Raw genomic sequence first — 19,928 nt, 5'->3', positions numbered from 1 at the left:
CGTTCGGACAGCGCGGTCCGCTCTCATTTCTTCCCGGATGACCGGCCCGTATGCGGCAGCCGCCGCGCGACCGGCAACCGGGTTCCCTCCCGGACGAGCTTCAACACTGCAAGGAGCCGCACCTGTGAGCAGTGCCGACGACCAGACCACGACGACGACCTCCAGTGAGCTGCGCGCCGACATCAGGCGACTCGGTGACCTCCTCGGCGAGACCCTCGTCCGACAAGAGGGCCCCGAACTGCTGGAACTCGTCGAGAAGGTCCGCCGCCTCACCCGCGAGGACGGTGACGCCGCCGCCGAGCTGCTGCGGGGCACAGAACTGGAGACCGCCGCCAAGCTGGTGCGCGCCTTCTCCACCTACTTCCACCTGGCCAACGTCACCGAGCAGGTGCACCGAGGCCGCGAACTCAGGGCCAAGCGCGCCGCCGAGGGCGGCCTCCTCGCCCGTACGGCCGACCGCCTCAAGGACGCCGACCCCGAGCACCTGCGCGCCACCGTGCAGAACCTCAACGTGCGTCCCGTCTTCACCGCACACCCCACCGAGGCCGCCCGCCGCTCCGTCCTCAACAAGCTCCGCCGCATCGCCGAGCTGCTGGAGACCCCGGTCCTGGAGACCGACCGCCGCCGCTACGACACCCGCCTGGCCGAGAACATCGACCTGGTCTGGCAGACCGACGAGCTGCGCGTCGTACGCCCCGAGGTCACCGACGAGTCCCGCAACGCCATCTACTACCTCGACGAACTGCACGCCGGCGCCGTCGGCGACGTCCTGGAGGACCTCACCGCCGAACTGGAGCGCGTCGGCGTCACCCTCCCCAAGGACACCCGCCCGCTCACCTTCGGCACCTGGATCGGCGGCGACCGCGACGGCAACCCCAACGTCACCCCCCAGGTCACCTGGGACGTCCTGATCCTCCAGCACGAGCACGGCATCAACGACGCGCTCGACATGATCGACGAACTGCGCGGCTTCCTCTCCAACTCCATCCGCTACACCGGCGCCACCGAGGAACTGCTCGCCTCGCTCCAGACCGACCTGGAGCGTCTCCCCGAGATCAGCCCCCGCTACAAGCGCCTCAACGCCGAGGAGCCCTACCGGCTCAAGGCCACCGCGATCCGTCAGAAGCTGGAGAACACCAAGCTCCGGCTGGCGAAGAACACCCCGCACGAGGACGGCCGCGACTACCTGGGCACGTCCGAGCTGCTCCAGGACCTCACCCTCATCCAGACCTCCCTGCGCGAACACCGCGGCGGCCTCTTCGCCGAGGGCCGGATGAACCGCACCATCCGCACCCTCGCCGCCTTCGGCCTCCAGCTCGCCACCATGGACGTCCGCGAACACGCCGACGCCCACCACCACGCCCTCGGCCAGCTCTTCGACCGGCTCGGCGAGGAGTCCTGGCGCTACGCCGACATGCCCCGCGACTACCGGACCAAGCTCCTCGCCAAGGAGCTGCGCTCGCGCCGGCCCCTGGCCCCCACCCCGGCCCCGCTGGACGCCGCCGGCGAGAAGACCCTCGGCGTCTTCCACACCGTCAAGCGCGCCCTCGACGTCTTCGGGCCCGAGGTCATCGAGTCGTACATCATCTCCATGTGCCAGGGCGCCGACGACGTCTTCGCCGCGACCGTGCTGGCACGCGAGGCGGGCCTGATCGACCTGCACGCCGGCTGGGCCAAGATCGGCATCGTGCCGCTCCTGGAGACCACCGACGAGCTCAAGGCCGCCGACACGATCCTGGAGGACATGCTCTCCGACCCGTCCTACCGGCGCCTGGTCGCGCTCAACGGGGACGTCCAGGAGGTCATGCTCGGCTACTCCGACTCCTCCAAGTTCGGCGGCATCACCACCAGCCAGTGGGAGATCCACCGCGCCCAGCGCCGCCTGCGTGACGTCGCGCACCGCTACGGCGTGCGGCTGCGGCTCTTCCACGGCCGCGGCGGCACTGTCGGCCGCGGCGGCGGCCCCTCCCACGACGCGATCCTCGCCCAGCCCTGGGGCACCCTGGAGGGCGAGATCAAGGTCACCGAGCAGGGCGAGGTCATCAGCGACAAGTACCTGGTGCCGTCGCTGGCCCGCGAGAACCTGGAGCTGACCGTCGCGGCCACCCTCCAGGCCTCCGCCCTGCACACCGCCCCCCGCCAGTCCGACGAGGCCCTGGCCCGCTGGGACGCCGCCATGGACGTCGTCTCCGACGCCGCCCACGCCGCCTACCGCAGGCTCGTCGAGGACCCGGACCTGCCGAACTACTTCCTCGCCTCCACCCCCGTGGACCAGCTCGCCGACCTGCACCTCGGCTCCCGGCCCTCCCGCCGCCCCGGATCGGGCGTCTCCCTGGACGGCCTGCGGGCCATTCCGTGGGTGTTCGGCTGGACCCAGTCCCGGCAGATCGTGCCCGGCTGGTTCGGCGTCGGCTCCGGCCTGAAGGCACTGCGCGAGGCGGGCCTGGACACCGTCCTCGACGAGATGCACGAGCAGTGGCACTTCTTCCGCAACTTCATCTCCAACGTCGAGATGACCCTCGCGAAGACCGACCTGCGCATCGCCCGCCACTACGTCGACACCCTCGTCCCCACCGAGCTGCGGCACGTCTTCGCCGACATCGAGGCCGAGCACGCCCTCACCGTCGCCGAGGTCCTGAAGATCACCGGCGAGGCCGAACTCCTCGACGCCCAGCCCGTCCTGAAGCAGACGTTCGCCATCCGCGACGCCTACCTCGACCCGATCTCCTACCTCCAGGTCGCCCTCCTCAAGCGCCAGCGCGACGCTGCCGCGGCAGGCGCGGAACCCGACCCGACCCTGGCCCGCGCCCTGCTCCTCACCGTCAACGGCGTGGCGGCCGGCCTGCGCAACACCGGCTGACGGTTCCTGCGCATACGACGGTGCCCCCGAGGACGAACCTCGGGGGCACCGTCGTATCCGGTCCTTATGCCTTGCGGCGACGGAACACCAGGTAGCCACCCGCGGCCACCAGGGCGGCGGCCGCGGCGCTCAGCAGGCCCACCGGGGCGCCGTTGCCGGTCTCGGCGAGGTCACCGCCCTCGCTGCCGCCGCTGCCGCCGCCCTGAGCGGACGGCGATGAGGACGCCGACGGCTCCCCGGACCCGCTACCGGCGGGCGCCGACTCGGACGGCGAAGCGGACGGAGAGGCCGAGGGCGACGCGGACGCGGACGGCGTCTCACTGGGCTTGCCGTCGTCGGAGCCCTCGCAGTCGGTCCAGAAGACCTTGTGCTTGGCGGCCCCCTTCTCGCCCTCGAAGTTCCAGAACAGCTTGTAGTGCCCGTCGGGCAGCGACAGGTCATCCGTACGGCCGTGACCCTCGGCATCGAGGGTGATCTCGCCGGACTTCACCGTCTCGCCCTTGACGTCGGCCGTCGGGGCCCACGCCTCGATGTGCCAGTCCACCTCCTGGACACCGTCGAAACCGAACGCGTCCAGATAGAACGTGCAGACGTGCGGTTCGTTGCGCCGCAGCTCCTCGCCGGTGGTGGCGTCATGGATCTTCACGGTGCCGTTGTCGCCCGGAGCGGTGGCGTGGGCGGAAGGGGCCGCGAACAGGGCGGCCACGGCGACGGCGGACAGGGCGCCGGCGCGGGTGAGGGTACGCATGGGGCATCCATCTTCGAGATGTGACAGGGAAGATGTGGAGGGGGCGGCTCAGCATCCAGCCTCGACTGACCTCAGGTCAATCACGAACAGACAACACTCACACGCGCCACAGAAAGAGAGAGCCGCGAAAGCTGTCAGACCGTCACGAAAGCCGCAGTGAGCAGCGCGACGCCCGCCCCCGCCATCACCCACGCGCCCCGCGTACGCCCCAGCCCGCCCGCCACCACGACCGACGCCAGCAACAGCGCACCGCCGAGCGGAACCCAGGCGTAGAGGACGCCCGCCGGCCCGGACCGTACGACATCGTCACTGCTGGGCTTCACGACGACCGTGTACGTCTCCCCCCTGCGCACCGCCACGGTCTTCTCGATGACGACCTCCGCGCGCGCCTTGGACCCCTCGGAGATCGGCGTGTACGGCCCGGTGCACGTGTCGTCCCCGCACCGCGTCACCTCGATCGTGCCGCGCTCCCGGCCCTTCGTCAGCATCACATGCTGCGCGGTGCCCCACGACGCCCACACCCCGGCGATCAGGATCAGCGCCGCCACCGTCCCCATCGCCGCCAGCCGGCCGAACCGGAGGGCGGCGACCGAGGCCTGGCGGGCGGAGGTGACGGCGGCTGTGGCGGGCATGGCCGGGATCATTGGCCATGCCTGAACAGCCCGTCAACTCGCCTGGGGGACAAGTCAGGAGTTGTACGTGCTTTGCGCCCGCTCCAGCCCCTCGACGACAAGACACTCCACCGCGTCCGCCGCCCGGTCCACGAAGTAGTCGAGCTCCTTGCGCTCGGCCGAGGAGAAATCCTTCAGCACGAAGTCCGCGACCTGCATCCGGCCAGGAGGCCGCCCGATCCCGAACCGCACCCGGTGGTACTCCGCACCGAACGCCTTCGTCATCGACTTCAGCCCGTTGTGCCCGTTGTCCCCGCCGCCCAGCTTCAGGCGCAGGACGCCGTAGTCGATGTCCAGCTCGTCATGGACCGCCACGATGTTCGCGACCGGCACCTTGTAGAAGTCCTTGAGCGCGTTCACCGGCCCGCCCGACAGATTCATGTACGACATCGGCTTGGCCAGGATCACCCGCCGGTTCAACGGCCCCGGCGGCCCGATCCGCCCCTCCACGACCTGCGCCTGCGCCTTCCCGGCCCGCTTGAACCTCCCCCCGATCCGCTCGGCCAGCAGATCGGCCACCATGAAACCGACGTTGTGCCGGTTGGCCGCGTACTCCGGCCCGGGATTGCCGAGGCCCACGATCAGCCAAGGGGCGTTGGCGGGGGTCGTCACGTCCATGTCTCCTCGATATGCGCCGGCCGCCGCTCCCGTACGGAAGCAGCGGCCGGCAAATTCTTGCAGAGCTTCAGGCTCAGGCCTCGGTGGCCTCGTCGCCCTCGGCCTCGCCCTCGGCGGCCTCCTCGGCCTGCGCGGCCAGGACCTGGAGAACGACGGCGTCCTCCTCGACGGCCAGCGTGGTGCCGGCCGGCAGCTTGATGTCCTTGGCGAGGACGGAGGCACCGGCCTCCAGGCCCTCGACGGAGACCGTGACGGACTCGGGGATGTGGGTGGCCTCGGCCTCGACCGGCAGCGCGTTCAGGACGTGCTCCAGCAGGTTGCCACCGGCGGCCAGCTCGCCCTCGGCGTGGACCGGGATCTCGACCGTGACCTTCTCGCCACGCTTGACCAGCAGCAGGTCGACGTGCTCAAGGAAGCCCTTGATCGCGTCACGCTGGACGGCCTTCGGGATCGCCAGCTCGTTGGTCTTGCCGTCGATGTCCAGGGCGATCAGGACGTTCGGCGTACGCAGCGCCAGCAGCAGGTCGTGGCCCGGCAGCGTCAGGTGCAGCGGGTCGGAACCGTGGCCGTACAGCACACCGGGAACCTTGTTGTCACGACGGATGCGACGGGCGGCACCCTTGCCGAACTCGCTGCGGGTCTCGGCGGAGATCTTTACCTCGGACATGCGGATCACTCCTCGTACGGGTGAGAAACGGACAAGGTCACCCGGCCACGAACGGCCTGCTACGAAGAGCGCGTCGATAACGGAGCGCCGATTCCCGCAATGGGGACGGCCTCCCTCGCCGAGCAACTGGAGCAGTCTACTCGGCGCGGGAGGCCGCAGAAAAATCGATCATGCAGAAGCGTTTGCCCCGCTCCGGGGACGCCTACTGCTCGTCGAAGAGACTGGTCACCGACCCGTCCTCGAACACCTCACGCACCGCACTCGCGATCGTCGGCGCGATCGACAGCACCGTCAGCTTGTCCAGGTCCCGACCCAGCTCACCCGGCGTCGGCAGCGTGTTCGTGAACACGAACTCGCTCACCCGGGAGTTCTTCAGCCGGTCAGCGGCCGGACCCGACAGCACACCGTGCGTGGCCGTGACGATGACGTCCTCGGCACCGTGCGCGAACAGCGCGTCGGCCGCGGCGCAGATGGTGCCACCGGTGTCGATCATGTCGTCGACCAGGACACAGACCCGGCCCTTGACCTCACCCACGACCTCGTGAACCGTCACCTGGTTCGCCACGTCCTTGTCACGCCGCTTGTGCACGATCGCCAGCGGAGCACCGAGACGGTCGCACCAGCGGTCGGCCACGCGGACGCGCCCGGCGTCAGGAGAGACGACCGTCAGCTTGTCCTTGTCGACCTTCGCCCCCACGTAATCCGCGAGAAGCGGCAGCGCGAAGAGGTGGTCGACCGGGCCGTCGAAGAAACCCTGGATCTGGTCCGTGTGCAGATCAACGGTGAGGATGCGGTCCGCACCCGCGGTCTTCATCAGATCCGCGATCAGACGAGCCGAGATCGGCTCACGCCCGCGGTGCTTCTTGTCCTGACGCGCATAACCGTAGAACGGCACGATCACGGTGATGGAGCGCGCCGAAGCCCTCTTCAGGGCATCGATCATGATCAGCTGCTCCATGATCCACTTGTTGATCGGAGCCGTGTGGCTCTGGATCAGGAAGCAGTCCGCACCACGCGCCGACTCCTGGTAACGAACGTAGATCTCGCCATTGGCGAAGTCGAAGGCCTTCGTCGGGACGACCCCGACACCCAGCTGCTGGGCGACCTCCTCGGCAAGCTCGGGGTGGGCGCGGCCGGAGAAGAACATCATCTTCTTCTCGCCGGTCGTCTTGATCCCGGTCACAGCACTGTCTCCTCAGAGGTGTCTCAGCTGGGTGTCGAGAGACCTCGCCGCTGGGCGCGACGGGGCCGTCTCAGCTGGTGGGGTGCGGGTGTGCACTTATCACGGTACGCCGTGTTTGACGCACCTGTTTCCGGTCAGCCGTCGCTACCCGGCTCCCGGGACGCCGCCTCGGCCGCCTTCGCCGCCGCGCTTCCCGGACGCTTACGAGCCACCCAACCCTCGATATTCCGCTGCTGGCCACGGGCCACGGCCAGCGAGCCGGGCGGCACATCCTTCGTGATCACCGACCCTGCGGCGGTGTACGCGCCGTCCCCGACCGTGACAGGCGCCACAAACATGTTGTCCGAACCCGTCCGGCAGTGCGACCCGACGGTGGTGTGATGCTTGTCCTGCCCGTCGTAGTTCACGAACACGCTCGCGGCACCGATGTTGGTGTACTCACCGATCGTCGCGTCACCGACGTAGGACAGATGCGGCACCTTGGTGCCTTCGCCGATGGAAGCGTTCTTGGTCTCCACGTACGTACCGATCTTGCCCTTCGCCCCGAGCCGGGTACCGGGCCGCAGATAGGCGTACGGCCCCACGGTCGCGTCCGGACCGATGTGCGCACCGTCGGAGACGGTGTTGTCGACGCGGGCGCCCGCACCGACGTGGGTGTCCTTCAGCCGGCTGTTGGGACCGACCTCGGCGTTGCCGCCGACGTGGGTGGTGCCGTGCAGCAGCGTGTTCGGGTGGACGACCGCGTCCTGACCGAAGGTGACGGTGACGTCGACCCAGGTCGTCGCCGGGTCGATGACGGTGACCCCGGAGAGCATGGCCCCGGTGAGCAGCCGGTCGTTGAGAATCCGGCGCGCCTCGCTGAGCTGGACGCGGTTGTTGATGCCGGCGATCTCACGGTGGTCGGCGGCGACGGAGGCCCCCACGCGGTGACCGGCCTCGCGCAGAATCCCGAGCACGTCGGTGAGGTACTCCTCGCCCTGGCTGTTGTCGGTGCGGACCTTGCCGAGGGCGTCCGCGAGCAACTGCCCGTCGAAGGCGAAGACTCCGGAGTTGATCTCACGGATCGCCCGCTGGGAGTCGGAGGCGTCCTTGTGCTCCACGATCGCGGTCACGGCACCCGAGGCACCGTCGCGCACGATCCGCCCGTACCCGGTGGCGTCCGGGACCTCGGCGGTGAGAACGGTGACGGCGTTGCCGTCGGCGGAGTGCGTGTGCGCGAGCGCGAGGAGCGTCTCCCCGGTGAGGAGGGGGGTGTCCCCGCAGACGACGACAACAGTCCCGTCGACGACCCCGCCCAGCTCTTCGAGCGCCATCCGTACGGCGTGCCCGGTGCCGTTCTGCTCCGCCTGCACGGCGGTCCGTACGTCGGGGTCGATGTCGTTGAGATGCGCGGCGACCTTCTCGCGCGCGTGCCCGACGACGACGACCAGATTCTCGGGGTCCAACTCACGGGCTGCGGCCAGCACATGGCCGACGAGGCTGCGGCCGCAGAGTTCATGGAGAACCTTGGGTGTGGCCGACTTCATACGGGTGCCCTCACCCGCTGCGAGAACGACGACGGCTGCCGGGCGGTTGGCGCTCACGGGATGCCCTTCGGCTGTGGAGAGGGTGGGGTGACATCCGCAGGATACCGGGGCGTTTCTTGGGGGACATGAGTGTGGGCCCTGACTGTGCTGTCAGGGCCCACATCGGGTTGGGCTCCCGGGGGAGGACTCGAACCCCCATAAGCGACACCAAAAGACGCTGTCCTGCCCTTAGACGACCCGGGATCGCCCTTATGTCCGGTTCGATAGATCGTCCGGACGGACAGCTCCTACTATGCCGTACCAGGCGCCCTCGATGCGACGGTACAGATCGGCTCCCTGTCGCACTTTGATCCCGAGGCAGCCTCGGTACGCGTCTCCTGTGTTCTTGCGTACGGTCGTTGGGTTGTGCTTCTTGCGGATTGTCTTGCCGAACGCTGTCGCGTCGATGCCAACGATGTCGGCCCAGTAATGCTCGGCGACTTCGACATCTGCGGATTCGTGGATCATCACGCGGCAGTTCAGTCGTTCTCGCCCCACTTCGAGCAGGTCGAGCCAGGCCAGGAAGACGGCGATCATGCCGGGGTCGCTGTTGACGAACTCCACCGTCTCCCGGCGCGCGTGAGGCTTGTCCTTGGTCCCCTCGGCCCAGTACAAGGCCACGCCGATGATGAACAGGTCGCGGTCTGACAGCTCGCCCACGGCTTCCGCTGCCGCCGCCTTGGTTGCCTGCCGTTCCTCGTCCCGAGCGGCTCGCAGTCGCGCAAGCCCCGCATTCATGCGCGCCCGCTGCTCCTCCGGCGTGCACTTGGGCTCTGGAGTCGGCAGGTCTCGTACCCACAGCGACACCGAGCTCTTCGAGCAGCCCAGCTCGGCCTGGATCTGGTTGTACGTCCACCCCTGGCTGCGTAGCTCCCGCGCCCTCTCGCGGAGGTCGTCCCTCGCTCGCGGTCGCTTCGTCCACTCCGGAGGCGGCTCGCCCTCTACGAGGCGTTGGAGGGTCTCCTTGTTGTGGACCTGAAGCTCGTCGCGGATCTGCCGAAGGCTGTAGCCCCGCCTCCGTAACGCCACCGCCCGCCCCCGCAGCCCCTCGAAGTCGGCGTATTTGCCATGTGAACTTGCCATAGGCATACCGTCAGGCGGAATCTCCGCTTCCGGGGTCGAACAGGGGCTGGTTCAGCAGTTCGAGGGAAAACGGGCGGTTTCGCTTCTGGCCGGTCACGGCCTGTGGTGTAGGCCAGTACCGGAAACTCACCGGAAAAGCCGCGCCGACCGCCCGTAGGCTGGAGGCATGACCACGACGGGGGAAGACCACGCCGCGGCCCGGACGGGGCCGTGGTGGTGGGCCAGGTGGCGTACCGCACTGCTGGACATCGGCCTCGCGTTCGGCTCCGTGCTGGAGTGCGCGGTCGAGGGCGTCGACTTCGCCGGGGACGCCGGGATCCCGGTGGCGGCGGGGGTCGTCTTCGGGGTGCTCGCCGGAGCCGCGCTGCTCGTGCGGCGGAAGTGGCCCATCGCCGTGGTGCTGGTGTCGATCGCCATCACGCCTGCCCAGATGGGCTACCTCATGGGCATCGTCGGGCTGTACACCCTCGCCGCCTCCGAGCTGCCCCGGCGGATCATCGGGTCGCTCGCCGGGATGTCGTTCGTCGGCATGCTGATCGTGATGTTCGTGCGGGTGCGGCAGAGCATGGAGACGGGGGAGAGCGATCTCGGGAGCTGGTCCGTTCCGTTCGCGGCGATCGCGATTTCCATCGGACTGACCGCGCCGCCCCTGCTGCTCGGGTTGTACGTCGGGGCCCGGCGACGGCTCATGGAGAGCTTGCGGGAGCGGGCCGACAGCCTGGAGCGGGAGCTTCAGCTGCTCGCCGAGCGGGCGGAGGAGCGGGCCGAGTGGGCGCGCAATGAGGAGCGGACGCGGATCGCCCGGGAGATGCATGACGTCGTCGCGCATCGGGTGAGTCTGATGGTCGTGCATGCCGCCGCGTTGCAGGCGGTTGCGCGGAAGGACCCTGAGAAGGCCGTGAAGAACGCCGCGCTCGTGGGGGACATGGGGCGGCAGGCGCTGACCGAGTTGCGGGAGATGCTCGGGGTGCTGCGGAGTGGGGACGGCGGCAGCGGGGTGCGGCAGGCCGGCGTGCCGTTGGCCGCGGTGGGGGTCGCCGCTGCCGCTGCCGCTTCGCGGGCCGTGGAGGAGTCCGACGGGCCTTGTCTGTCGGAGTTGGAGGAGCTGATCGGGCAGTCGGCGGCTGCGGGCATGGTCGTGGACCTGTCCGTGGAGGGGGACGTGCGGTCGTATGCGGGGGAGATCGAGCAGACCGCGTACCGGGTGGTGCAGGAGGCGTTGACCAACGTCCACAAGCATGCGGCGGGGGCGAAGACGCACGTACGGCTCGCGCATCGGGGGTCGGAGATCGCGATGCAGGTGGAGAACGAGCCGCCGCCGGAGGTGTCGGTGGCGTCGTCGGCGCGGTTGCCGTCCGGGGGGAACGGGCTGGTGGGGATGAAGGAGCGGGTCGCCGCGCTGGGCGGGGTGTTCGTGTCCGGGCCGACGGACGCGGGGGGTTTCCGGGTGTCGGCGGTGATTCCGGCGTCGTAGCGGCGCGGTGCTTGCCCGGGGTGGTTCAGCCTGCCGTGAGGCGTACCGGTTCTATGCCTGCGACCAGGGCGGCGAGGGCGTGGTCGATGTCGGGGCCGAGGTACCAGTCGCCGGTGTGGTCGAGGGCGTAGACGCGGCCTTCGCTGTCGATGGCGAGGAGGGCGGCGGTCTCGGTCTCGGTGCCGAGGGGGCAGACGTCGGTGTCGAGGGCGCGGCCGAGGTCGGCGAGGGTGCGGGCCATGTGGAGGCCGTGCAGGGGGTCGAGGTGGAGGTGGGCGGGGGCGACCTGGCGACCGGGGCCGGTGGGGGTGATGTGGAGGCCGCCGAATTCGGCCCAGGCTTCGACCGCGGCGGGGAAGACGGTGTGGCGGTGGCCTGCGGGTGAGGTGTGGTCGCGCAGGGCGTCGGCCCATATCTCGGCCTGTTTGATGTCCCAGCGTCCGGGTTGCCAGCCGGCGGCGCGCAGGGCGGCGTCGACGGGTACGGGGAAGCGCGTGGTGTTGGTGCGGTCGGGGTGCATCTGCCCTTCGATCGTCGAGGTCATGGTGGTCGTGCTGTGGTGCCGGGTGGGGGTCAGTGGTCCGCCGTCGGGTCGACGATGCGTACGCCGAAGTGGGCGCTGAGGGCGGTGCAGGCGCGGCAGGGGGCGGCGAAGCTGCCGTGGAGGGGGTCGCCGTCCTCGCGGATGCGGCGGGCGGTGAGTTTGGCCTGCTTGAGGGCTTTGCGGGCCTCGCCGTTGGTCATGGGTTTGCGGGCGGCGCGTTTGGTGCGGGCGGCGTCGGCGGCGGCGAGGTGGCGGGAGATGAGGATCGTCTCGGCGCAGCGGCCGGTGAAGCGGTCGCGCTGGCTGGATGTGAGGGTGTCGAGGAAGTCCTGGACGAGTGGGTGCAGGGGTGGGACCTGGTCGCCGCGGGCGGCGGTGCCGGTGAGGGTGGCGCCGCGGACGGAGAGGGCGGCGGCGACGGTGGGGAGTATGCCGTCGCGGCGGTGGCGCAGGGTGGGGGCGTGGCCGGCTTCGGCGCTCCAGCTGATGCGTGGGTCGCCGGACAGGCCGGTCCGCGGGTCGCCGGTCGTGGCTGGTCGCGGTCCTGGGTGAGGTCCCGTCTGCGCCGTATTCATGATCATCATCCCCTCCGAGCATCCCCCCGGATCACACAGACTGCCAAATGCCGTGGCTGGTGCGGAAGCTGGGGCGGTGCGACACGCCCGGGTTTGGGCGGGCTGTCACGGCGGGGTGACGGCTGGTCACGGAAGCGGAGGGGTGGTGACCGGTGCCCGGTGACCGGTGTCGTCGTACCGCATAGGCTGTCGGCACCCGCATGTATGCGGTCAACGCGCTGGAGAACGTCGGAGAAGTCGAATACGGGCTGGGGTGGCGGGTCGGGGCCGGGTGGACCGGACCGGGGCCGGTCGCCGCGGGCCGTACAGAGTGCCGCAGGGGGCAACCGCCATGACGACAGGTCGGCTCGGGCAGCAAGCCGCGCCGCCGAACGCGGCCTATGCCGGGCAGGTCGTGCATTTCCCGGATCCGGTCCGGGCTGCCCGTCACCCGAGGGGGGTGCGGGTGGACGAGCACGGCTACCCGGACTTCTCGGCGTATGCGCGTGCGGCTGCGGAGATCGCCGATCCGCCGGAAGGTTTCGGTGTCGACGAGCTGCGGCTGACGGACTACGTGTCGGCGAACGCGGCGTTGGCGGCGACGGGCCATGAGCTGTGGGACACGATTCCCGCGGTGGCGACGCCGCACGGCTGGACGTGGCATCACGTGGCGAATGCGCGGCGGCTCGAGCTGGTGCCGGTCGAGGTGAAGGCGTTGCTGCGGCATCACGGCGGGATCGCGACGGCGGTGGTGGACCACGGGAAGCGGGGGACGCGGCCGTTGCAGGAGACGCGGCCGGCGCACTTCGGGTTGCCGAAGTCGGGTGTGGCGGTGTCGGAGTCGCAGGTGCTGGGGGTCGAGGAGGACCTCGGGTACCGGCTGCCGGGCGCGTATCGCTCCTTCTTGAAGGCGGCGGGTGGCTGTGCGCCGGTGGGGACGGCTCTGGACCCGGAGCTGGGGCTGCTGGTGGACCAGCCGTTCTTCACGGTGCGGGACGAGGCGGCCGTCAATGATCTCGTGTACGTGAACAAGTGCCTGCGCGACCATCTGACCAAGGACTACCTGGGTGTCGGGTTCGTGCAGGGCGGGTTGCTGGCCGTGAAGGTGAAGGGCGCGGGGATCGGTTCGGTCTGGTTCTGCGCGTACGACGACGCGCGTGACGTCGATCCTTCGCTGGCGCCCGCGGAGCGGGTGGAGCGGCTGTTGCTGCCGTGCGGCGATGACTTCGATGTGTTCCTGTCCCGGCTGGCGGGTTCTCCGCCGGAGTTGGAGACGGTGGCGAACCTGATGGTGGACGGCGGTTTCGCACGGTCCGTGCCGGTGGCTGGAGCCGGGGCCGGTGCTGGGGCTGTTGCCGGGGCTGGGGAGTGAGCTGACCGATGGTGACGTTCGCGCAGGCGCAGGAGCGCGCGGAAGAGTGGATCAACGGGGACGTTCCCGCGTACCAGCACCGTGAGGTGCGGGTGCGGGAGTTCGAGCTCGGGTTCGTGGTGTGGGCGGAGGACCGTGCGGACGGGCCGCGTTCGGACGGCGGCTCCCAGCGGCTGGTGCTGGCCCGGGACAGCGGGGAGGCCACGTTGTGGCCCGCGCTGCCGGTGGGTGAGGTGATTCGCCGGTACGAGGAGGAGTACGGGCGGGCTGCGGACGACGCGGCTGCCGCTGCGGCGTCGGCGCCTGCGGCTCGGGTGGATCTCAACCAGACGTCGTTCCTTTTGACGCCGCCGGAGTGGTTGCAGGAGGCGGCGGATCAGTTGGGGATTCCGGACCGGCGGGGGGCTGGGACCGGGGGTGGGGCGGCTGGTGCTGGTGCTGGTGCTGGTGCTGGTGCTGGTGCCGGTGCTGGTGTCGGGGTCGGTAGCGGGGCGGGTTCTGGGTCTGGGGCGGGTTCCGGGCCGGGGGTCGGCTTTGGTTCTGGTTCCGCGGCGTTGCCTGAGACGCAGGCCGGGGTACCGGTCGGGTCGGGGAACGGGGCGGGGGTGCCGGGCGTGGCTTCGGCGGGGAGTGCGCCGGGGGTGCCGGGCGTGGCTTCGGCGGGGAGTGCGCCGGGGGCGCCCGCTGTGTCGAGTGCGCCGGGTGCGTCGAGTGTGCCTGGGGTGCCTGCCGGGGCGACTCCGTGGGCCGGGACCGACACCAACGCCGATGCGGGCGACGACCGTTCGGTGCCGTTGCCCGCGACGGTGTTCGCGCCGCCGCTGAGCGGGACCGACGACGACACTCCGCCGCCTGCGATCCCGCCGGACGCCAAGACCGCGCTCATGTCGGGTGGCAGCCAGCTTCCGCGGACGGCTGTCGCACCGGCGCTCGACGATCCGAATGCGCGGGGTGTGTCTGCGGGTGCGCCGGTGTCTGGGGTTCCGGGTGCGCCAGGTGCGCCAGGTGCGCCAGGTGCGCCGGGTGCGCAGCCGGGTAGTACTCCTCCGCCCGCTCCGGGTGTGCCGGGTGCGCCGGGTGTGCCGGGTGGGTCCGCTTACGGGTATCCGCAGGATGCCGGGGGTGCGGGTGGTGCGGGAGTGCCGGGTACTCCCCCTCCGGGCGCTCCGCCCGCGCCTGCGACTGCGCCGGGGCCCGTGCCGGGTGCGCCGCAGGGCAGTACGCCGCCGCCTGTTCCGGGTGCTCCTTCTTATGGCTATCCGCAGGGGCCGGGGGGTGCGCCCGGGGCGCCTCAGCCTCCCGTGGGCGCCGGCGGGCCTGGTGGTCCGGGGGCGCCCGAGCGGCCTCTCGCGCCGAACGCCGGGGACATCGCCGACGCCGCGACCAGCAAGGCTGCGCCTCCGCCGCGCCGTGCGCGTGGGGGTGCGACGCCGCCGCCTCCTCCGGGTGTCCCGGGGGTGCCGGGTGCGCAGCCGGGCGGTACTCCTCCGCCCGCGCCGGGTGCGCCTGGTACGCCGGGTGGGCCGGGTGGGCCGGCCGGTGGGTATGTGCCGACGCAGCTCGTGTCCGCGCTCGGGCCCGAGGGGCCTGAGGGTGCGCCTGCGGCGCCCGGCGCACCGACTCCGCCGGGCGCCCCCCAGCCGCCCGGTGCGCCGAACCCGCCCGGCGGTACGCCGCCCGGCGGCATGCACCATGCCGCCACGATGCTGGCCGACCCGGGGCGTATGGGCCCGGGTGGGGGCGCGCCGCAGCCGCCGGGCGCCCCTGGCGTGCCCGGTGTGCCTGGCGCGCAGACTCCCCCGAGCGCCCCGGGTGCACCTCACGCGCCGGGCGCTCCGGGAGTTCCTGGCGCACCCGGAGCCCCTGGTGCGCCTGGCGGCCCCGGAGTCCCGCACCCCCCTGGCGTCCCGGGCGCTCCTGGCGCACCCCAGCCCCCGGGCGCCCCGGGTGTGCCTGGCGCGCCCGGCGCGCAGGGCTCTGCCGGGGGCGCGCGTGGTGCTGTTCACCACGCCGAGACCATGCTGGCCGCGCCTCCGGTGGGCGGCCCCGGCGCGCCTCCGCCGCCGCCCGCCCCGGGCGCACCCGCCATGCCCGGCGCACCCGGCATGCCCGGCGCACCTGGCATGGCGCCGGGCGCCCCGCAGCCGATGCCGCCCGGCGCCGTACCGCCCCCGGGGCAGCCCGGTCCCGGTCAGGCTCCGGCGTACGGATACCCGCAGCAGGGGCAGCCGACTGTCGGCCCGGGCTACCAGGCCGTGCTGCGCTATCGCGCGCAGGACGGGTCGGAGCAGCAGCTGATCCGGCGTTCGGCGCCGGGCACGCCGCACCCGGAGTGGCAGATCTTCCACGAGCTGCGGGCGATGAACATCCCGCCGGACCAGGTGCTGGAGCTGCACACGGAGTTGGAGTCGTGTGAGCTGCCGGGCGCGTACTGTGCGCGGATGATCCGGGAGCAGTGGCCGCAGGCGCGGCTCGCGAGCATCGCGCCGTACGGCACGGATCACGCGAGCCGGCAGCAGGGGATGCAGCAGTTGCTGGCGCACCAGGGCGAGTTGCACCAGGTGGCGGACGGGCCGGCGCGGCCGGGACCGGTGCGCGCCCCGCTTCCGCCGGTGCAGGCGGCGCCGCCGCTTCCGCCGGAGGGTGTGGCGCAGGAGCTGGCGGGCGCGTTCGGGCCGGGGGTCTTCCGGTTCGAGCAGGCCGCGGTGTCCCGGCAGGGGGTGCCGCCGGTGGTGGCGCACTCCCTGGTCGCGGCGGGGCTGCCGATGGACATGGGCCCGTTCTTCTGGGCGCAGGCCCAGCCGGGGCGGCCGGTGCCGACGCTGGCGGAGCTGGCGCAGGAGCGCGGGGTGCAGCCGGCCGCGGACGCGGGGTCGTACCTGGTGATGGGCAGTGACTTCGGCCGGGCGATCTGTGTGCAGTACGGGACGGCGAACATCGTGGCCGTGCCGGTGGAGGCGGGGCCCGGTGGGGCGCCGGTGCCGCCGCAGTTCGTGAACACGGGGCTGCCCGAGTTCCAGCGGTGTCTGGCGCTGCTGGGCCGGATGTGGCGGCTCAGGTTCGGGCTGAACCAGGAGCAGGCGGGCCGCTGGACCGTCGACTTCCAGGCGCAGCTGGCCTCGCTGGACCCGGCGGCGCTGGGTTCGCCGGAGAGCTGGTGGTCGGTGCTGCTCGAGCAGATGTGGGACGGGCTGCTGTAGGAGTCGGTCGCAGGAGGCGGGTCCGGTCATGGTGATCGAGCCCGCCTTCTGTCGTCCCGGATGCCGTCTCGAACGCCGTCCCGATGCTGTGCCGAAAAAACTTCCGCGGGCCTGTCACACCCTCCCTCCGCGCTCCGTCAGTGCAGTGAAAGCGGCTCACAGCGACTCGGAGCCATTCACCACGTGTTTCAGGAGGCAGGACCATGAAGGCTCGGATGACGAACCCCGCGTACGTGCTCCCCGGCGCGCTGAAGGGCATCGGCACGATCTTCCAGGCGGTCAATGAGAGCGGGCTGCCGCAGGAGCTGGCGGAGATCGTGGGGTTGAGGGCGAGTCAGATCAACGGGTGCGGGGCGTGTGTGCACGGGCACGTGCACAACATGCGGAAGGCGGGGGCGAGCGAGGAGCGGATCGCGAGCGTCGTCGCGTGGCGTGAGGCGCCCTGCTACAGCGACGCCGAGCGGGCCGCGCTGCAGCTGACCGAGGTGATGACGCGGCTCGCGGACCGTTCGCACGAGTCGGTTCCGGACGAGCTGTGGGACGAGGTGGCCGACCACTTCGACGAGAAGGAGCTGTCCGGGCTGATCCTCGTCATCTCGCTGACGAACCTGTTCAACCGCATCAACACCACCATCAAGGAGCCAGCCGGCACCACTTGGGGCTGAGCCCGCGGTCACCGGTACGGGACACGGCCGTACCCCCGCCTACCGGGGGACGGCCGTGACCTCTGTGCGGAGTGTCGCGTTATGCACTGTTCTGCCTGATACATCAAGATGTGCGCGAAATCATCATTTTGCGTCCTTTTGATGGAGAGGGGTTCCAGGATGAGCGGCACACCTGTCTCGTCCCACGGCTTCGTGGTCGTACGGGGGCGCGGCTACCGTCCCGAACAGGTCGACGCGTACGCCTCCGCGCTCTCGCAGGACCGCGACGCCTCCTGGGAGCGTGCCGCCCGTCTCACCGTGCTCGCCAAGGAGATGGAGGCGGAGCTGGAGGCGCTGCGCGAGACGGTCGCGCGGCTCGCGCCGCAGTCGTACGAGACGCTCGGGGAGCGTGCGCGCCTGATCTTCCAGCTCGGCCGGGAGGAGGCGGCGGCCGTGCGCGACGGCGCGCAGCAGGAGGCGCAGCGCCTTGCGAAGGCGGCGCAGGAGCGCGCGAACAGCGTGCACGACGCGGCACAGGCGCACGCCGACGCCGTGCGCGCTGAGGCGGACGAACGCGCCCGCCAGCGCCTCCTCGCGGCGCGCGCCGAAGCCGACGAGATCCGCATCGCTGCCCGGCGCGAAGTGAAAGAGGGGCGCGCGGAGGCGCTCGCGGCGTTGCGCGATGTACGGCAGCGCACCACGGGCATGCTCGCCGAGCAGGCCAGGGAACACGCCGAGCGCTGGGCCGAGGCCGAACGCGCGGAGAGGGAGCGCGCCTCGGCCCTGGACGCCCTGCACGCCGAGCAGGTCGCCCGCGCGGAGGCGGCGCTGTCCGAGGCGAAGCAGGCGTTCGCCGACGCGGAGGCGTCCGCGCGCCGCCGCCAGGAGGAGGCCAGGGCGCGGGCCGCCGAGATCCTCGCCGAGGCGCGGCTGCGGGAGGACCGCATCGCGCGCGAGACGGAGCGGGTGCTGCGCGAGCACGGGGAGCGCTGGGACGACGTACGCGCCCACATGGACCTCGTACGCAACAGCCTGACGACGCTGACGGGACGAGCGCCGGCGGAGTAGCCGTGTCATGCCGTCACCCCGTCACCCCGTCATGCCGTCACCCCGTCATGCCGTCACCCCGTAACGCCGTCACCCCGTAACGCCGTCACCCCGTAACGCCGTCGCCCCGTCGCGTTGTCGGCCCCTGGCACCCGCGGCTGCCCCGCTCTCAGTCACCCACTGGCCCCAGCCCGCGCCCCAGCCCGCGCCCCCGCCCCTGCTGCACCTCGCGGGCGATGGCCCAGGCGTCCGCCACCGGGCCCAGGTGGGTGAGCTTGTCGGGGTTGATGACGCTGCGGATCGTCTGGATGCGGCCGTCGAGGACGTCCAGCGTCCAGGTGTGGAGCACCTTGCCGTCCCGGTCACGGAAGAGGGCGCCGGGCTGGCCGTTCAGCTCCCGGGGTTCCATCGTCACGTCCACGCGCGCGTGCAGGGCGAGGAGCGAGGTGAGCATCCGGGTGACGTGGTCGGTGCCGACGACGGCGTTGGCCAGCTGCGGCGCCTTGCCGCCGCCGTCGCCGACCACCGCCACGTCGGTGGCGAGCAGGTCCCGCAGGGCGGTGACATCGCCTTCCCGGAAGGCGTCGAAGAAGCGTGAGGCGAGTTGCGCACGCTCCTCGCGGTCGGGGGAGAAGCGGGGCCGGCCCTCGGCCATGTGACGTCGCGCCCGTACCGCGAGCTGACGGCACGCCGACTCCGAGCGGCCCACGGCCGAGGCGACCTCGGGGAAGCCGAAGTCGAAGACCTCGCGCAGCACGAAGACGGCGCGTTCCAGCGGCGAGAGGCGTTCGAGGAGCAACAGGGCCGCCATCGACACCGAGTCGGCCAGTTCCGCCGACCGTTCCGGGTCCTGGTAGGGGTCGTCGAGCAGCGGCTCCGGGAACCACGGACCGATGTACGCCTCCCGCCGTACGCGGGCCGAGCGCAGGACGTCGATCGCGATGCGGGTCACCGTGGTGGAGAGGAAGGCTTTGACCGACCGTGGCTCGGTCGGGGAGGCCGCGTAACGCAGCCAGGTCTCCTGGACCGCGTCCTCGGCCTCGCCCACGCTGCCCAGCAGGCGGTAGGCGAGGGAGAACAGCAGGGGCCGCAGCTCCTCGAACTCCTCGGTCCTGCCCATCCGTCGGCTTCCCCCTTCGCATCCGGCGCGGGCCCCGTCGGCCGGGGCCCGTCTGGCGTCGCCGGTCAGCCTGTGAAGGCCCCGGGACCGAAGCGGCCCCACGCGACGACCACGGCCAGCAGGAGGTAGACCAGGTTCAGCGGTACGAAGCCGGTCTCGCCGCGCCGACCGTGAGTGATCATCGCGCCGATCATCAGCAGGGTCCAGCAAACGGCGGTCACCGGCACCAGCACCGGGGCGACGCCGACGACCGCGGGCAGGATCAGACCGACCGCGGCGAGGAGTTCGACGACGCCGAGCGTCTTGACGAAGCCGACGCTCCGGTCGGCGGTCCAGCCACCGCCGCTGTGCGCGGCCAGGGTGTCCTTCGGGACGAAGGTCTTGGCGATACCCCCGGTCAGCGCCACCGCGGCGAGTAGTCCGGCGGCGATCCACAGCGTGAGGTTCATCATCCACTCCCAGATCGAAGATGCTCTGCATCCCCTGGGACGAGACAGCGACCGACCCTGTGACATCTCCGGGACCCGGCCCTGTGACACGTCCGGGACCCGGCCCTCTGGCATCTCCGCGACCGGCCC

General features: G+C 71.2%; 17 protein-coding genes and 1 tRNA gene. 6 read left to right on the top strand and 12 right to left on the bottom strand.

Going from position 1 to position 19,928, the window contains the following annotated elements; translation table 11 throughout:
* Positions 1 to 124: 124 nt before the first annotated feature.
* The gene (gene ppc, locus DI272_RS19550; protein WP_109496613.1) at positions 125 to 2,860 is read left to right on the top strand and encodes a phosphoenolpyruvate carboxylase; all 2,736 of its coding nucleotides are present in this window, start codon (positions 125 to 127) and stop codon (positions 2,858 to 2,860) included.
* Between the two features lie 64 nt (positions 2,861 to 2,924).
* On the opposite strand, the gene DI272_RS19545 is transcribed toward ppc, so the two are convergent.
* The 8 genes from DI272_RS19545 to DI272_RS19510 all read right to left on the bottom strand — a co-directional run bounded on the left by DI272_RS19545 (position 2,925) and on the right by DI272_RS19510 (position 9,395).
* Positions 2,925 to 3,608 carry an LPXTG cell wall anchor domain-containing protein gene (locus DI272_RS19545; RefSeq protein WP_109496612.1) on the bottom strand — a complete coding sequence of 228 codons (684 nt, stop codon included), beginning with the start codon at positions 3,606 to 3,608 and terminating at the stop codon, positions 2,925 to 2,927.
* 134 nt (positions 3,609 to 3,742) lie between these two features.
* Positions 3,743 to 4,252: a hypothetical protein gene (locus DI272_RS19540; RefSeq protein WP_109496611.1), complete on the bottom strand. Its 510-nt coding sequence runs from the start codon at positions 4,250 to 4,252 to the stop codon at positions 3,743 to 3,745.
* Positions 4,253 to 4,294: 42 nt separating this feature from the next.
* On the bottom strand, positions 4,295 to 4,897 hold the full coding sequence (gene pth, locus DI272_RS19535) for an aminoacyl-tRNA hydrolase (RefSeq protein ID WP_109496610.1): 603 nt from the start codon (positions 4,895 to 4,897) through the stop codon (positions 4,295 to 4,297).
* Positions 4,898 to 4,970: 73 nt separating this feature from the next.
* Entirely contained in the window at positions 4,971 to 5,564 is a 594-nt protein-coding gene (locus DI272_RS19530) for a 50S ribosomal protein L25/general stress protein Ctc (RefSeq protein ID WP_109496609.1), read from the bottom strand.
* Positions 5,565 to 5,766: 202 nt separating this feature from the next.
* Complete coding sequence (locus DI272_RS19525) at positions 5,767 to 6,747, bottom strand: ribose-phosphate diphosphokinase (RefSeq protein ID WP_109496608.1); 981 nt, start codon at positions 6,745 to 6,747, stop codon at positions 5,767 to 5,769.
* Between the two features lie 134 nt (positions 6,748 to 6,881).
* The gene (gene glmU / locus DI272_RS19520; RefSeq protein WP_109496607.1) at positions 6,882 to 8,330 is read right to left on the bottom strand and encodes a bifunctional UDP-N-acetylglucosamine diphosphorylase/glucosamine-1-phosphate N-acetyltransferase GlmU; all 1,449 of its coding nucleotides are present in this window, start codon (positions 8,328 to 8,330) and stop codon (positions 6,882 to 6,884) included.
* 115 nt (positions 8,331 to 8,445) lie between these two features.
* A tRNA-Gln gene (locus DI272_RS19515) sits at positions 8,446 to 8,516 on the bottom strand.
* A gap of 6 nt (positions 8,517 to 8,522) precedes the next feature.
* Positions 8,523 to 9,395 (bottom strand): hypothetical protein, encoded by an 873-nt coding sequence (locus DI272_RS19510; RefSeq protein ID WP_109496606.1) that lies wholly within the window; start codon positions 9,393 to 9,395, stop codon positions 8,523 to 8,525.
* 166 nt (positions 9,396 to 9,561) lie between these two features.
* Between DI272_RS19510 and DI272_RS19505 the strand changes: the two genes are divergently transcribed.
* The gene (locus DI272_RS19505; protein ID WP_109496605.1) at positions 9,562 to 10,869 is read left to right on the top strand and encodes a sensor histidine kinase; all 1,308 of its coding nucleotides are present in this window, start codon (positions 9,562 to 9,564) and stop codon (positions 10,867 to 10,869) included.
* 25 nt (positions 10,870 to 10,894) lie between these two features.
* Here DI272_RS19505 and DI272_RS19500 read toward each other — a convergent pair whose 3' ends face one another.
* Both DI272_RS19500 and DI272_RS19495 read right to left on the bottom strand, forming a co-directional pair.
* Positions 10,895 to 11,389: an SUKH-3 domain-containing protein gene (locus tag DI272_RS19500; RefSeq protein ID WP_109500924.1), complete on the bottom strand. Its 495-nt coding sequence runs from the start codon at positions 11,387 to 11,389 to the stop codon at positions 10,895 to 10,897.
* A gap of 53 nt (positions 11,390 to 11,442) precedes the next feature.
* The gene (locus tag DI272_RS19495) at positions 11,443 to 11,997 is read right to left on the bottom strand and encodes a YwqJ-related putative deaminase (RefSeq protein ID WP_109496604.1); all 555 of its coding nucleotides are present in this window, start codon (positions 11,995 to 11,997) and stop codon (positions 11,443 to 11,445) included.
* A 322-nt stretch (positions 11,998 to 12,319) separates the two neighbouring features.
* On the opposite strand from DI272_RS19495, the gene DI272_RS19490 reads away from it, so the two are divergent.
* From DI272_RS19490 to DI272_RS19475, 4 genes are all read left to right on the top strand, one after another.
* Entirely contained in the window at positions 12,320 to 13,339 is a 1,020-nt protein-coding gene (locus DI272_RS19490) for an SMI1/KNR4 family protein (protein ID WP_109500923.1), read from the top strand.
* A gap of 8 nt (positions 13,340 to 13,347) precedes the next feature.
* Positions 13,348 to 16,539: an SUKH-4 family immunity protein gene (locus DI272_RS19485; protein ID WP_109496603.1), complete on the top strand. Its 3,192-nt coding sequence runs from the start codon at positions 13,348 to 13,350 to the stop codon at positions 16,537 to 16,539.
* Between the two features lie 203 nt (positions 16,540 to 16,742).
* The gene (locus tag DI272_RS19480; protein WP_109496602.1) at positions 16,743 to 17,204 is read left to right on the top strand and encodes a carboxymuconolactone decarboxylase family protein; all 462 of its coding nucleotides are present in this window, start codon (positions 16,743 to 16,745) and stop codon (positions 17,202 to 17,204) included.
* A 159-nt stretch (positions 17,205 to 17,363) separates the two neighbouring features.
* Positions 17,364 to 18,251 carry a cellulose-binding protein gene (locus tag DI272_RS19475; RefSeq protein WP_109496601.1) on the top strand — a complete coding sequence of 296 codons (888 nt, stop codon included), beginning with the start codon at positions 17,364 to 17,366 and terminating at the stop codon, positions 18,249 to 18,251.
* Positions 18,252 to 18,399: 148 nt separating this feature from the next.
* On the opposite strand, the gene DI272_RS19470 is transcribed toward DI272_RS19475, so the two are convergent.
* Positions 18,400 to 19,350 carry an RNA polymerase sigma-70 factor gene (locus DI272_RS19470; RefSeq protein ID WP_109496600.1) on the bottom strand — a complete coding sequence of 317 codons (951 nt, stop codon included), beginning with the start codon at positions 19,348 to 19,350 and terminating at the stop codon, positions 18,400 to 18,402.
* Positions 19,351 to 19,415: 65 nt separating this feature from the next.
* Positions 19,416 to 19,799, bottom strand: coding sequence for a DoxX family protein (locus DI272_RS19465; protein ID WP_109496599.1), 384 nt, complete (start codon positions 19,797 to 19,799; stop codon positions 19,416 to 19,418).
* Between the last annotated feature and the right edge of the window lie 129 nt (positions 19,800 to 19,928).

The organism is Streptomyces sp. Act143 (assembly GCF_003143935.1).
Taxonomy (GTDB): domain Bacteria; phylum Actinomycetota; class Actinomycetes; order Streptomycetales; family Streptomycetaceae; genus Streptomyces.
The sequence above is the reverse complement of the archived record's forward strand: the minus strand, read 5'-3'. Positions and strand labels throughout refer to the sequence as shown.